The sequence below is a fragment of the Nocardioides sp. ChNu-99 genome, from assembly GCF_029493445.1.
Classification (GTDB): Bacteria; Actinomycetota; Actinomycetes; order Propionibacteriales; family Nocardioidaceae; genus Nocardioides.
In genome coordinates, this window is the sequence record NZ_JAHWBL010000037.1 from 1 (window position 1) to 14652 (window position 14652).

The following is a 14652-nucleotide window of genomic DNA, read 5'->3' on the forward strand; positions in this document are numbered from 1 at the left end:
ACCGCCGACGGCGGCGGGCGGCCGCCGAGCGCGGCGCGGGTGCTGCGGCGGGCGGCCGAGCTGGCCCGCCGTACCCGCCACGTCTCGCCGTTGGCGCTGCAGCTGCCCGTGGTGCGCCAGCGCGCGCTCGCCGGGGTCGCCACCCGCGGCTCCCGGGTGCCCGCCGACCTCGCCGTCGAGATCACGCGCGACCTCGTCGCCTGCACCGTGCTCGAGGACGCCCTCGCGACGACCGAGCACGTGGCGGCGATGGACCCGCTCCCCTGCCCCGTCCGCCTCGTCTGGGCGGGCGAGGACCGCCTCTTCCCGCCGCACCGCAACGGCCGCCGCGCCCAGGAGCTGCTGCCCGCGGCCGCGTACGTCGAGCTGCCCGGCCTCGGCCACGTCCCCATGCTCGACGACCCCGCCGCCGTCGCCGAGCAGGTGCTGGTGTCGACGGGGGCGCTGGCGACCGACGCCTGAGCGGCGGCCGGTGGTCGAGGTGGCCGCCCCAGCGGCCCGGTCCCGGTGGTCGAGGTGGCCGCCCCAGCGGCCCGGTCCCGGTGGTTGAGGTGGCCGCCCCAGCGGCCCTCGAAACCACCCGCGGGCTACGGCACTGGCGGCAGCGCAGGCGGCGGCAGCGGCACGCGCACGAACCGGGGGCGGTAGAGCAGCGGGTCCGCCAGCACCTCGCCGACGTCGGTGCTGTTGCGGCTGTAGGACACGACGACGGTGCCCGGCTGCGGGAAGAGGTCGGGGTGGGCGAGCGGCATGTACCGCAGCCGCCCGTCGGCGACGTCGGACGGCAGCTGGGCGACCGGGGCCGTGGCGGTGAACGGGCCCTGCGGCGTCGGCGCCGTCCAGAACACGAGGTCCTGGCCGAGCACCTCGTCGCGCTTGGAGAACGCGTACCAGACCCCGTCGCGCTGGAAGACGCTCAGCGTCTGCGACACCCCGCCGACGGAGCCGATGAGCTCGGCGGCGCCGGACGGGCTCGCGTCCCACGCCAGCCCGTTCCAGTAGGTCCACCGCGAGGGGTCGCTGACCGCGTCGGCGCGCACCCGGGCGACGCGCAGCGCGAACCCGGTGCCGGGCGGCGGGTCGGCGGGTCGCGACGTACCCCAGAGGTAGAGCCACCCGTCGGCCGACAGCGCGGTGGCCGCACCCCACATCGGGCTGGTGGTGTCGGCGTCGTCGGCCCCGACGTCGGTGCGCGAGACGAGCTGGGGCGTGCCCCCGACGGGTACGACGAACACCGCCACCGCGGGGCCGAGCGCCTCGAACCCGAAGGGGTCGTCGGCGTCCACGGTGTGCACGCGCTGCGCCGTGACGCTCACGAGGTCGTAGCCGGGCTCGGACACGGTGACGACGGACATCGGCCAGTAGCCGACGCCGTCGCTGCGGTCCGGGATGATCGCGCCGTCACCGCGCGGCAGCACGACGCGCAGGCAGCCGGGCTCGACGAGCAGCATCGAGTTGCGCACGAAGCGCCCGCCGTCGGCCCCTTCGCCGCGCAGGGTGTCGCCGAACATCCACACGGTGCGCCCGTCCTGCAGCGTGGCGCTCGCGCCCACATCGCCGCCCTGGAACGCCGAGGTGCCGCGCAGCTCGGCGATGCGGTTGAGGCCGTCGACGTCCTGCACCTCTCCGGAGGCGACGCACTCGGTCGTCGCCGCCAGGCTGGGCAGCGGCGTGGCGAGTGCCGCCTCGTCGGCACGCGACCAGACGGTCAGCACCGACGTCGTCGCGGCCACCAGCACCAGGGCGAGCGCGGCGAGCTGCGCCCGCCACGCCCGCGGGACGGGTACGGCGCGGGGGGACGTCGGCGCATCCCCGCCCGCCGGCACCCCGACGGAGTGGGCGCCCGAGCCGGGTCGCCCGACGGCAAAGCGCGCCGCCAGCAGCAGCACCCACGCGAGGAGGACCGTGCCGCCCAGCACCACGACGGGCCGCACGACGACGGCCCCGTCGAGGCCGGTCGCCCCCGCGGCGTCCGCCCCGGCGCCGACCAGCGTCCACCGGCTCACGGCCGCCCACGGCTCGGCCAGCAGCAGCGGGTCGCCGAGCAGCGCGAGCGGCAGGGGCAGCACGAGCACCAGCAGGGCCGCGACCACCAGCCCCCGCAGCCCCGCGAGCGCCTCGCACAGCAGGGTGACGCCGCCGGCGGCGACGACGACGGCCGCGGTGACGAGCGCGAGCGTCCCGCCCCGCGCGTCGGCGACCACGGCGACGACGGCCGCGGCGGCGAGGGCCGCCGTACCGATCCCGGCCTGGCGGGCCAGGCCGCGCCGCAACGTGCGGGCGAACGGGCCCCACACCAGCGAGACGACGAGCACGAGCAGGAAGCCGAGGAGCGCCGCCAGGAGCGCGAGGTCGGCGTGGGCGAGGCCGGCCACGTGGGGTCCGCCGCCGGGCACGACGTCGACCGTGCGGCCGCGCTGCTCCTCCACGGAGCGCACCAGGGCCACGAGGGCGTCGTCGCGGTCGGGCGAGTGGTCGGGGGCGAGCAGCAGGGTGTCGCGGGTGCCGGCGAGGTCGACCTCGAGCGCGGCCACGGCGCGTCCGGCGTCGAGCGCAGCCCGGGCGGCCTCGGGGTTCTCGGTCGCGCCCGCGCGCACGGGGTGCCCGTCGAGCGCCTCGACCTCGGCGACGAGCTGGGCCGTCACCACGTCGGGCCCGACGAGCAGCACGGGCGCGTCGTGCAGGGCGTCGTGGGAGGCGACCACCGCCCCGACCACCCAGGCGACGGCGACGAGCAGCAGGCCGACGACCAGCACCGCGGTGCTGCCCCGTCGCTCCTGCTGACCTCCGCTCACCGGGTCATGGTGACGTACGGCGCCACGCGCCGCCGCAGCGCCGGATCAGCGCCCCGGCGGGTTCCACGGCGGGCCGCCCGGCCCGGGCACCGACGCGTACGGGCGGCGCTCGTCGCGGTGACGCACGTTCACCGACGCGAGCAGCAGCGCCGAGCCGACCACGGCCAGCGACCCGCCGAGGATGGCGAGGGGGATCAGGCCACCGGCCTCCTCGGTCCCGTCGCAGCGCTGCGTGGTGGCACCCCCGGGCGGCGGCACGAGCGTGACGCACTCGGACTCGGTCTCCGCGTCGAGGTCGGAGTTCAGCTGCTCGAAGGTGAGGGCGAAGACGAACGCGGCGGCGAGGAACGTCAGGCCGCTGAGGATGGCGAGGGTGATCTTCACGCCCCGCATGATGGGCGCGCCGGGCGGCGGCGAAACCCCGGGGAACGCGAAGACCCCCGGTCGGATCCGACCGGGGGTCTTGCCACACGTGCGCGAGGGGGGAGTTGAACCGTAAGACCAACACGCTCGATCACGCGTGAACGACCGTTCTGAGCGTGAAACCGGCGTCCGTTGCCTCCAGTTGCCTCCCGTTTCCTCGGGTCCGTGCACCCCCGGGGTGCACCAGCCAGTGTTCAGTTGAGCGAGCTCCAGTTGCTCGCCTCACCCTACGTGTCATGGCGCGGAGTTGAGGCGCGGAGTTGAGGCGCGGCCGCCGGAATCCCTGAGGTTGCGAGCATCGACCTAACGCGAGCTGACCAGTGCGGCACCAGGTTCGTCCGGGTCGCGCAGGCGCCTCGGCGAGCGTGACCGCGGAGAGCCACCACTGTGCTTCTGAGGCCGCGATGGCGTAGGGGTGGTCGCCCGGCGACCAGTGACCAGGGGACGCGTCGTTCATCAGCCGTTCTACACCGCCGCGGCATCTAGATCTCCGCGCATCAAAGTCCATCCAGATTCCCAGATTCAAGGCCGACGGCACTGGCCCTGCCGACGGACGACACGCCAGGCGGACCTTCGATCCGACCCGAAAACGCCTTCCGACCATCGGTGCGGGATCTCCGCAGTCCCGAGTTGCATGCATGGTGAAACAGGGCGGTCGGGCGACGAAAGTGCGGTCCATGGCCTTGGGTCTTCGTAGAGTGGTGACTCGGGTGTCAGAGCTCGGTTGTCCAAGGTGTAGCCGTCGCGGGGAGGGAGCCGGATCTCGATGTGGCCGGACAATGAGACGGACCGCGATCTGCTGAACTTCGATGGCGTCGCGGCCACCGTCGCCGAGCTCGTCGCGCAGGCGAGCGGTCGACCAGTCTCGATCGGCATCTCCGGTGCCTGGGGCGTCGGCAAGTCATCGATGATCAAGCTGACCAAGGTCGCCTTCGATCGGCACCAGCCGAAGGAGGGGCCTAGCAGGTACGTCTTCGTTGAGTTCAACGCGTGGCTCTACCAGGGCTACGACGACGCTCGGGCCGCGCTGCTGGAGGTGATCGCGGCCAAGCTTGCCGAAGAGGCGCAGGCGCGCAAGACCGGCCTGGACAAGGTCAACGACTTCCTCAAGCGGGTCCGCTGGCTGCGACTGATCAAGCTGGTGGCCGCTCCGGCTGCCTCGCTGGCGCTGGGCCTCCCACCCGTGGGGCTTGCCGGGCCGGTCGCTGGCCTGGTGAAGGAAACCCTTAGCGGAGACCTCGACGCCACGGAGCTCGCCGCCGGCGATCAGGCAGCCGGGGAGCTGGCCGCCGCCGCATCCGGGCTGCTCGACCCCAAGCAGAGCTCCACGCCGCCCAAGGAGATCCAGGCTCTGCGCGACGACTTCGAGGCCGCGCTGGAGGCACTTGGGATCACCCTGGTGGTCCTGATCGACGACCTCGACCGCTGCCTACCGTCGACCACGATCTCGACGCTGGAGGCCATCCGGCTCTTCCTGTTCCTGCAGAACACCGCGTTCGTGATCGCGGCGGACGACGACATGATCAGGTACGCGGTGCGTCAGCACTTCCACGGCCTGCCGGACGACTCGTTGGTCACCAACTACTTCGACAAGCTCATCCAGATTCCGATCAAGGTTCCAGGGCTCGGCACCCAGGAAGTCCGCGCGTACCTGATGATGCTGTTCGTCGAGAACAGCACGCTGAGCCTGCCGGACAAGAACAAGATCCGGGACGCGGTCGCCCAGCAACTGAAGCGGGCGTGGCAGGGCAAGCGGGTCGATCGAGGGTTTGTCCAGGGCCTGGGGGTGACCCTTCCGGCGGACCTGGTGGCCCGCCTCGACACCGCCGACCGGCTGGCACCGCTGATGGCGACGGCCACCGGGATCGCCGGGAATCCGCGACTCATCAAGAGGTTCCTCAACGCCCTGTCCATCAGGATGGCCATCTCCGCGGCCCAGGGCGTGGGCGTGAATGAAGCGGTGCTCACCAAGTTGCTGCTCTTCGAGCGGCTCGCACCGGCCGGGGTCTACTCAGAGCTGGTGGCCGCGGTGAGCAGCAGCGACCGAGGCACACCGAACTTCCTGGAGCCCTGGGAGACCGCTGCAGTCGCTGGGGAGGAGCTCAACCTTGAGGGCGGCTGGAGCGACCCACCGCTCATCGAGTGGCTCGCGCTCCCGCCGGCGCTGGCCAACGAGGACCTGCGTGGCGCGCTCTACGTCAGCCGGGAGCATGCGCCCCTGGTGTTCCCCGAGGACCGCCTCTCCTCGGAGGCAGCCGAACTCCTGTCGGCCTTGCTCGAGCACCCGGACATGGCCCATTCGCTCGGTGACCGGCTCGCCCCGCTGGCGCCGGCGGACACCTCGGTCATGATGCGCCGGTTGCTCGATCGCGCCGGCCAGGAACAGGAGTGGGGTGCACCACCGATCCTCGATGCCTGCCTGGCCCTCGCCCACAGCGAACCCATGCACGCCGACAGCCTGGCCGGCTTCCTCATCGAGCGACCACCCAACCAGATCCAGGCCAGCATCGTGCCCAAGATCGGCGACCAGCCTTGGGCAGGCCAAGTCTTCACCGCCTGGCGATCCAAGGGCGTGAGCGGGCCCGTCAAGGCGGCCATCACTCGTCAGGAGACCCGTGGGAACCTCGCAAAGTAGCTCTGGGCCGGGTGCAGGTGTTGCCCTTGTTCCGCCATGGGCCGCCGACCTGCCACCCGAACCCGAGCCCGAGCCGGACTCGCCGTCCCCGGATCCCAGCGACACCGAGCCCGGTGATGCGGAGCCCAGCGACACCGACGATTCACCACCGGGACCCGCCACCTCTCCCGTGGCTGTTCCTGGCAGGTTCCGCGACGCCCGACGCTCACTAGGCAGCTTCGCCCGCCGCGGCGACACCGTCGACCTACGGCGAGCGGTCGGCCACTACGTCAGCAGTGGGTACGGCGGAGCCAGCACCATGGGCCGCCGCCTCGCAGCCACCTCCGCGACGGCGAGCCGACTCGGCGGCGTCGTCACGTCCGGGCAGAGCCCCGACGGCACCGACCTGCGCGACCAGGTCCTTGCCTCCGGCGCTGACGCCAACCAGATCGTGGACGCGATCGTCGAAGCCGTGCGTCCCGTCGACGGCACCCAGGACGCCGAGGCGTCACGCCGCGCCGTGCGCGATGCACTCTCCGACCTCCTCGAGCAGTTCCCAGACGCTGACCCCCTCGCCTTGGACGCAGCCCAGCGAGACTTCGTCATCGAGCGCTACACCGCTCTCGACGTCTACAACCGGTTCGCCCTCGACATGCAGCGCACCGTCATCGAGAAGGCACCCGACGCCACCACCGCCCTGTCGCGGATGAAGCAGATCCAGGCCTACATCAGGGAGCAGGTCGCGGCCGGCTTCCGACGAGTCCGCGATCGGGGAGCGACCCCAACCTCGCGGGGCGTAGCCGCGATGGTGCGATCGGCGCTCGCCGAGACGTTGTTGATTTTCGAGGAGTACCTGGGATGAGGTTCGAATGCGGTCCCCGCGCGGTCGCCGAGAGCGCTGCCGATGGAGCAGTGGGCATCTGCCTCTTCGACGGCGCTCCGGGTGCTGGCCTGGCCGGGGCCGGCGGTGCCGCGAGCGCGCGCATCCGGAGTCGCAAGCTCGCCCCCGCAACGTTGGCCTGGGACTTCGCCTCGCTCGCTCTCGCCGCCGTCGTGGCCGACACCACCGCCTACCGCTCCAGCAGCCCCGACGGATGGACCCGCGAACTGGAGTTGAACGTAGCGGTCTCGGATCCTGAACTGTGGAACAGCGTGACCCAGCCCCTCACCGGGGCGCTGAACTTCCTCACCACCGACCGGTGGAGCCTGCACTTCACCGGCGGTGCACAACATCCCTCGACGCCGGCGAAGGTGCATCGCCCCGACGCAGACGCGGTCACCTTGCTCTCGGGAGGCCTCGACAGCCTGATCGGGGCCATCGACCTCACCGCGGGAGGTCAGTCGCTATTGGCGGTCAGCCAGACGGTCCGCGGCGATCGCAGCACCCAATCGAAGTTCGCCGCCAGCATCGGCGGCGGCGTCGAGCACCTCGCGCTGAACCACAACGCCACCCCGCATCGGCCCGGGAAGGAGACCTCTCAGCGAGCACGATCACTGGCGTTCATCGCGTTCGGCATCCTCGCGGCCTCCTCCACCGCACGGTATTACGCAGGCAAGGACGTCACGCTGTACCTGTGCGAGAACGGCTTCATCGCGATCAACCCGCCCCTCACACCGGCACGGCTGGGCAGTCTCAGCACGCGCACCGCCCACCCGCAGTTCCTGGGCGCCATCCAAGAAGTCCTCCAAGCCGTCGGTCTCGAGGTCGTGATCGAGAACCCCTTCCGCGAGCACACCAAGGGAGAGATGCTGCGCGACTGTTCCGACCAGCCACTGCTGTCCTCGCTCGCTGGCGAGTCGACCAGCTGCGGGCGATTTCAGCGCTTCGGGTACCGACACTGCGGCCGCTGCGTGCCCTGTCAGGTCAGGCGCGCAGCCTTCCTCAAGTGGGGCACCCCCGACTCCACCGATTACGTCTACAGCGACCTGGGGCGCCGCGACGAGGACCACGCTGCCTTCGACGACGTGCGGTCAGTCGCGATGGCAAGAGCATCAGTAGACGCCGATGGCATCGACCGTTGGATCGGCCCGTCGCTGAGTAGCCCCTACATCGAGGACCGCGAGGCCATCCGGGCGATGCTCGGCCGCGGAGTCGACGAACTCGCTGCACTCCATCGACACCTCGGAGTCTCGTGATCGACTTCCACTGCCACCTCGACCTCTACCCCGACCCGCACAAGGTCGCAGACCGAGTCCAACACGAGGGCATCGGGATCGTCTCGGTGACCACGACTCCGTCCGCATGGCCAGGAACCAAGGCACTCGAGAACGGCAGGCCATGCGTCCGGACAGCGCTAGGGCTTCACCCAGAGTTGGCAACGGCGCGGCGTGCCGAGCTCGACCTGTTCGAGACCTACCTCGCCGACACTGCATTCGTCGGCGAGGTGGGCCTCGACGGAGCAGCAGCCCAGAGCACACGGCACGATCAGCTCGATGTGCTCGAACACGTTCTCACCACCTGCTCGCAAGCCGGAGGAAAGATACTTTCGATCCACAGCCGGCGAGCCGCCAGCCCCGTCCTAGAAGCACTTCAGCGACACCCAGACTCCGGCGTGCCAATTCTGCACTGGTTCTCCGGCTCCATGTCGGACCTCGACCAGGCGATAGACCTGGGCTGCTGGTTCAGCGTTGGACCAGCAATGCTTGCCGGCGCGAAGGGACGCGCGCTCGTCAGCAAGATGCCGCGGGCACGCATGGTCCTGGAGAGCGATGCGCCTTTCGCGCGTGTGAAGACCGATCCCATCCACCCGTGGGACCTCGAGTCCGCAGCCGTCACGCTTGCCGGAATCTGGGACATCCCCGCCCAGGCCGCGCGAACCCAGCTGGAGCAGAACGAACGCGAACTCAGCTCGAGCGTGGCCGATGTAGGGAGCACGGACCGCCGTGATTTGGGCGCGCACCCACCCAGTTGCACTGATAGCTCCTGACAACGTCTGACGTGAGGACCGAGCCTGGTCCTGCCGCGGTCCTGACCGCCTCCCTCTCTAGGTTGCATGCTGCCTGCTCCGGAGAACCCCGAGAAGGAACCTAGACACGTCTACGGCTGCCACGAACGCGAACTTGAGGGTGTTCCAAGCGAAGAGCAGCAAGAGGACGTTGAGGTCCCCGGGTCCTCCACGCTGAAGGACCGTGGCACAGATGCTCATGGCGAGCGGAGCCTTGACGGCCGGGCGTCAAATGCTAGTCGTACTGGCCGGGGACCAGCGCTGGGCCTCACACCTAGCCCGCAGTACGCGGACCTGGCCGGTGCTTCCGGAACAGTAGGACGTCGCCCTCAACCTCGACATCACCCAGTGGTGCCTCCCGAACCAACGCCGTTCGATACCTCTGTAGAAGGTCCCTTAACTCGTCACCCGAAGGATCAGCGCCGAGGAGGAGCGCCGCTAGCAGCTCACGCCGGCTGGTGTTCTCGCCAACCGAATCAGCACGGCCGAGCAGGTCATCGAGACGTTGATCTAGCGCGATCGGCCACCGAATCGAGACCTGCTTGTCGGCAGAGTCACGCAAGCGCTCATCTGGGTTCACTGAGTGTCGCTCGCGGGTCACGCCGGTGCCATCTCGTAGAATCGAAATATGTCTTTCAGAGGTCTGTCTGACCTCATCGTCACCATGATGGCGGCCGGTGGAGTCCGTGCGCTACTCGCTCACGACCAGCAGCTGCTGCACCGTGAGCTCGCGGCTCTCGCCGGCGACGACACCCCCGCGGCAGAGCGACTCTGGACCCGAGTCGGCGGACGCCCCAAGGTGGTGAGTTCCGAGAGCAAAGTGCGCGGACTCCCCGCGACCCTCTGGTCGGCGGTGAACTCCGGTGCCATGACCGCGACCGAGTACGCGGACGGCTCTGGCGCGTACGTGCTCACCCACGCTCAGCAGGTGGCCGGACGTCGGCTGTTGCTCTCCCTGCCCGCCGACGAAGCCGAACTCGTCTACCGGACTGGCGCTGCCTGGGCCGCCTCCTCGACGACACGGAAGAACCGGGCGAGCGCTGCTGAGTCTCCTCGCGCGACCCGCCGGTCGAGCCTCGCATAGCGTCGCCACGTCCCCGGACCCGGACCACGCCACGAGGCCTGCAGCTTGACCTGCCCTGCGTACCGGCCCTTCTCGACCGGCGCCGCCGTGATCCGCACCGTGCGAAGTTGCCGGGCGCGCGCACCCGGCGGCCAGGTGCCCTCCCAAACCCCGAGGAGACCCGTCCCGTCGACCCGACTCCAGTCGACGTACCGCGCGTCGTCCAGACGCCGGCGCGCCTCGGCAGCTGAGCCAGGACGACGGCCAGGGTCCGGGTCAGTCATCGCGCGCGCAACGGTTGCGACGGCAGGCGGCACCCACGGCGCCAGCTTGTAGAACTTCTGCGGCAGTGCTCGCTTGCTGCTGTCGACGTTGGCCTCCATCTTGGCCTCGTCGACGCTCTCCCAGTCGTAGGGCCCGTTGAGCATTTCGATTAGCACCATGCCGGTCGAGTACACGTCCGAGCACGGGTGGAGCTCCCCCGCCGCGCTCTCCGGCGGCAGGTAGGCAAGCGTTCCAGCCCCTGCGGGCGAACTCCCGTCGGTCAGCGCGGCCACGCTCCCCAGGTCGCCCAGGAAGCCGGTCGTCCGGGAGCCGTCGAGCATCACGTTGCCGGGCTTGACGTCGCGATGCAGCAGCTCGTGGTCAAGGTGCATGTAGTCGAGCGCGGCGAGCACCTGCGAGCAGATCGTCACGGCCTCCCGGATGGAGAAGACGTGTCCCTCCTCGAGGGCGGTGAAGACGCTCTGCCCCTCGCAGTAGTCCGTGGTGAACGTGACCACCTTGAGCGCAGGGTCCATGTCCGGCGTCCACTGCGCCTCCCGTACCGTCAGGAGGTTGTCGTGCTTGAGGTTCTTGAGGAGCTGAGGCTCGGTGAGTGAGCCAGGGATCCCGAACAGTGCCACGGTCTTCGCGACGACGTCGTGCTCGAAGACCTCGTGGCGGTACCGGTAACACTCCCCAGCCGCACCCTCGTTGATGCTCTGCAAGAAGGTGTACGAGGGCTTCGCCAAGTACTGGCCGTGAAGCTCCGGGGCCTCGCTCGCCGTCTGGAGGCTCGCCTCGGCGGCTCCCAGCTCGGCGCTCACTGTGAGTCCTGCAGCTCGCTGAGCGCAGCCAGAACGGTCGCCACGGCTAGGTCACGCTTGTTCGGTCCCCAGTTGGGCGTGATCTTCTCGGGGACCAGTTCGACGGCGATCTCCTGCAGCTTGCCGCTGTCGTAGCCAAGGCGGGACCGCACGGTCTCGCGCGCCACCCGGCGGAACTCGACGTCCTCCTCCGCGGCGGCGAACGCGACAACCGTCTCCATGGTGATCCGCGGAACAAGCGCGTGGTAACCCTGCTTGAAGCGCTTGTCGTACTCGGCCGACAGCAGCCAGACCAGTCCGATGTCGTACGCGCGCAGGACCCGACAGATGTCCTTGCGGGCGATAATCAGCGCCTGGCCGGTGTCCAACCCTTTGGGCAGGTCGAGCCGATAAGCGTTGCCGAGATCGATCAGCGTCCCGTCGGGCTCGACAGCCGCGAACCAGAGCACATCGCTCGCAGCGTGCACACCCAGCGCCCGCATCCGGTCCACCTCCCCGCCCAACCCATCAGCACCAATCCTAGTTGCCGTCAGGTTCTGAAGCGGGCTACTTGGACTTGGATCCGCCACCCTCGCCAGACGGCGGGACGGGAGGCCTGACGGGCGGCTTGGGCGGCTTTGCCGAGGAAGCCTTTGCCCGGTAGCCGTGCTCCAGGCCGTCACCGTTCATCGCGGAGCCGCTCAGGGTGCCCTTGGCAGGACGGCGCTCGGAGTCGGTCACCAGAGTTACGCCTTCTTTGAGCCGCCGCCCTGGCCAGACGGTGGGGTCGGGGGCTTGGCGACGGGTCGGGCCGGCTTGTGAGCGGTGGGCTTATAGCCGTGGGTCTCGCCGCTGGAGACCATCTTGGTGGTGGTCGGGACTGCCTTGGTCACTCGGCGGTCAGTCACTGTCCTGGTCCTTCTTGGAGCCGCCGCCTTGCCCCTTAGGTGGCTTTGGGAGCTTGGTATACGCACCGGACTTGGCGCTCCGCGAGACGGTCGTGGTGGAGCCAGACGCTCGGTAACCGCTGTGGCGCGGTGGCAGGGTCTTCGAGCTCGTCATCTAGGCCCTCCTCGTCATCTTCCGGATTCCATTGTGCCTCACTCGTCGGAATCCGGCCCGGGGAGCAGCAGTTCGACCAGGACCGCGTCGGTGCAATCGATCACGGCCCCGTTCGAATTCTCGACCGCTTGACCGAGGGTGCCGTTGTCGTCGACATGGAAGCTGACCTCGACATAGAGCGATCGCGGGTCGGGCCACGACGATGCGTATGAAGCTTTCCCGAACCAGCCGGCGTACCAGCCGCCGTCATTCATCCTCACGCGAACGAAACAGGGAGAAAGGTCCGCGAACGCGACGTCCCAACCGGAGGGTCGGGGGTCGATCCGGTTCCATCGCTGGTCAACCCACGAGTCCCTGAACTTGTCCTGAAGCCACCCCCAAGTGCTGATCCAGTAGTAGAGCCCGGCCGCCACCGCTGGGATAACGAACGCGGCAAGGAGGGCGAGGAGGGCGTACTTCTGCAGATGGTTGAGTGCCTCGTCCGGATTCTGGTTCGCGAGCGCCTCGATCTGCGGTCCCGCGATAGCCAGATAGACGAGCGCAAAGACGGTGCTTGCGACGATGGCACGCATCAGGCGGGAGGAGAGGTCAGCGTCGGCGGGCGTGCGGCCCCGGAGCCGGACCAGAACACCGAGGAACACGAACCCCGGGACGATCAGGACCAGCGTGATCAGCAGCTGGGTCGCTGAGCTCGGGATCATGTTGTCGATCTTGTCAGGCCGAGGCCGCGGTGTCGGCCAGGCTTCTGTGAAAGCCACGGACTCGTCGGCAGGCGAGGGGTTGTGGACGATGTCGCCGGCGCGGCTGACGAGGTCTTGCAGGCGGTGCGCGAGCAGCCAGAGGCCACTCGATCCGCAGGCCGTGCACCCTGGGGGTGCACGGCCGGTCCAAATTCTCCATTCGCCTCAGAAAGTTGCCGCAGATTGATCGCCCGCGGGCACGGCCAAGACTTTGGTGACTGAGACGAGCACCAGCAACCGAAACGAGGAGGACGACGCCGCGGCCACGGCGGCAACCGAACATCGGGCATACCGCCCTCGCCGGGCGAGTCCGAAATGGACGAAGCCCCGGATCTGGAACCCGGGGCCAGTCACTACGTGCGCGAGGGGGGAGTTGAACGTAGGAACACCACGCCTGATCACGCGCGACCGCCGTCCTGAGCGTGAAACCGGCGTCCCGTTACCTCCGGTTGCCTCCCGTTTCCTCGGCTCCGTGCACCCCAGGGGTGCACCAGCCGTATTCAGTTCGCCCCAGCCTACGTCTCGAGCCCGATCCTCTGGGTGACGAGACCTCAGATCTCGGGGAAGTCGAAAGGCGAGATGGCTCCAAGAGGCGTTCGTCAGCACGGCGGCGCAGCGATGGCAGAAACAACAGTCAAGGTCGATGGACCTGGGAATGCCTGGACTGCCCCAAGCACGGAGCCTCGGCGGTGGTGCTCGCGTGCTGCGTCCGCTGACTTGCCTACGATTGGTCACCCATCCCTGAGTTCGCCCGCCGCTTTGCGCATCTGAGAGATGGCATGGTCTTCATCGCTGGGGAGCGTCGCGGCGAGCTCATTCACCCGTCGCCAGCGGTCGAACGTCGCTCCGTCTCTACGGCCGGCCGCAGCCAGAGCCGACCACGTGTCCGCGCAGCGCAGGAGCGCGGTTCCGGCCTTGGCCATCTCAGCGGACCCCGTTAGCCGCGCCACGTCGGCACAGAACTGTGCCTGCAACCGGCGGAACAGGCCGCCGCCGGTCCCTGCCTTCTCCACAAAGGCGTGGAGTGAACGCAGTGCGACGTCCAGTTCCGGTTCGGGCATGAGTCCCGGCCACCGGTCGACATCTTCGGCGAAGACCGCGACCCCGCTGATCCCGGCAGCCGCCACGGCATCCGGTGGCAGCGCCGAGGTGTCCGGGATAATTGCGGTTACCGCCGCTTGCATGTTCTCGACCGAGGCGACGAGGGCCGAAGCTGCGGTCGGGCGGAGATCGGGGAGGGTCTGGGGCCAGTTCACGAAGTACGTGGTGTGCCTCGTGGGCACAGGGAAGGACCGTGACGCGCGCGCCCGCGCAAGAGCATCGTAGGGGACTTCCTGCACGTCGGCTCGGTCGTTGTCCACGACGAAAGCCGCCTCGGTGTCGTCGTCGTAACCGATCACGACGATGTCATGCCGACTCATCTGAAGGCGGACATTGAGGTAGGGCAGTTCAGCGATGTCCGCCCACATCAGCACGGGACGGCCTTGCTGAAGCTCGCGGCGGACCCAGCCCCAGCCGGTCACGGGGTCGTCGGTGCCACGGACGTCGACCTCGGCACCCAGCCTCGAAAGAAGGTCGACCTCGAGGTCACTGCTACGCCCGACGCTGTAGATGGGCGGGGTGAGACCGGGCATCCGCAGGTAGGTGAAACCCAGACCACCGCCCATTCCGAAGACCAGACCTTCGCTCGGTACCTCCTCCCAGCCGAGACCGGCCCACTCCAGGAGGTCTCTCAGCGCTCCGGAACCGCAATGACCGGCCTCACGGTGGGGATAGTCCAGCAGGATCCGCCGCGGCTCCGGTTGTCGGGGCAGGATCTCAGCTGACATGGCAACTCCTGAACCGGCTCGCAGCGCTCTGTGCGTACGCCGGTGGGTCGGGCGCGGTGGGTTCCGCGACTCTACATTTAGCTCAGGCACGCAGGGGCTCGCGGTCGACGGCGG

The 14652-nt window shown here is 69.3% G+C and carries 11 protein-coding genes; 5 read left to right on the forward strand and 6 right to left on the reverse strand.

Annotation, left to right across the window (positions count from 1 at the left end):
* The coding region (locus KK617_RS12710) for an alpha/beta hydrolase (protein ID WP_277500415.1) at positions 1–462 on the forward strand (462 nt) is incomplete at its 5' end.
* 125 nt (positions 463–587) lie between these two features.
* Here KK617_RS12710 and KK617_RS12715 read toward each other — a convergent pair.
* Positions 588–2795 (reverse strand): hypothetical protein, encoded by a 2208-nt coding sequence (locus KK617_RS12715; RefSeq protein WP_277500416.1) that lies wholly within the window; start codon positions 2793–2795, stop codon positions 588–590.
* Between the two features lie 45 nt (positions 2796–2840).
* Positions 2841–3179 carry a hypothetical protein gene (locus tag KK617_RS12720; protein WP_277500417.1) on the reverse strand — a complete coding sequence of 113 codons (339 nt, stop codon included), beginning with the start codon at positions 3177–3179 and terminating at the stop codon, positions 2841–2843.
* A gap of 805 nt (positions 3180–3984) precedes the next feature.
* On the opposite strand from KK617_RS12720, the gene KK617_RS12725 reads away from it, so the two are divergent.
* The 4 genes from KK617_RS12725 to qatD all read left to right on the forward strand — a co-directional run bounded on the left by KK617_RS12725 (position 3985) and on the right by qatD (position 8759).
* Positions 3985–5853 carry a P-loop NTPase fold protein gene (locus KK617_RS12725; protein ID WP_277500418.1) on the forward strand — a complete coding sequence of 623 codons (1869 nt, stop codon included), beginning with the start codon at positions 3985–3987 and terminating at the stop codon, positions 5851–5853.
* Between the two features lie 169 nt (positions 5854–6022).
* Positions 6023–6694 (forward strand): Qat anti-phage system associated protein QatB, encoded by a 672-nt coding sequence (gene qatB / locus KK617_RS12730; protein ID WP_346813104.1) that lies wholly within the window; start codon positions 6023–6025, stop codon positions 6692–6694.
* Positions 6691–7968: a Qat anti-phage system QueC-like protein QatC gene (gene qatC / locus KK617_RS12735; RefSeq protein ID WP_277500421.1), complete on the forward strand. Its 1278-nt coding sequence runs from the start codon at positions 6691–6693 to the stop codon at positions 7966–7968. The genes qatB and qatC overlap by 4 nt, the downstream gene beginning before the upstream one ends.
* Positions 7965–8759, forward strand: coding sequence for a Qat anti-phage system TatD family nuclease QatD (gene qatD / locus KK617_RS12740; RefSeq protein WP_277500422.1), 795 nt, complete (start codon positions 7965–7967; stop codon positions 8757–8759). The genes qatC and qatD overlap by 4 nt, the downstream gene beginning before the upstream one ends.
* 999 nt (positions 8760–9758) lie before the next feature.
* Here qatD and KK617_RS12745 read toward each other — a convergent pair.
* The 4 genes from KK617_RS12745 to KK617_RS12760 form a co-directional block, all read right to left on the reverse strand.
* Positions 9759–10928 carry a serine/threonine-protein kinase gene (locus tag KK617_RS12745; protein WP_277500423.1) on the reverse strand — a complete coding sequence of 390 codons (1170 nt, stop codon included), beginning with the start codon at positions 10926–10928 and terminating at the stop codon, positions 9759–9761.
* Positions 10925–11410 (reverse strand): hypothetical protein, encoded by a 486-nt coding sequence (locus KK617_RS12750; protein WP_277500424.1) that lies wholly within the window; start codon positions 11408–11410, stop codon positions 10925–10927. The genes KK617_RS12745 and KK617_RS12750 overlap by 4 nt, the downstream gene beginning before the upstream one ends.
* A gap of 597 nt (positions 11411–12007) precedes the next feature.
* The gene (locus tag KK617_RS12755; protein WP_277500425.1) at positions 12008–12670 is read right to left on the reverse strand and encodes a DUF6338 family protein; all 663 of its coding nucleotides are present in this window, start codon (positions 12668–12670) and stop codon (positions 12008–12010) included.
* A 770-nt stretch (positions 12671–13440) separates the two neighbouring features.
* On the reverse strand, positions 13441–14538 hold the full coding sequence (locus KK617_RS12760; RefSeq protein WP_179516883.1) for a BtrH N-terminal domain-containing protein: 1098 nt from the start codon (positions 14536–14538) through the stop codon (positions 13441–13443).
* Positions 14539–14652 lie beyond the last annotated feature (114 nt).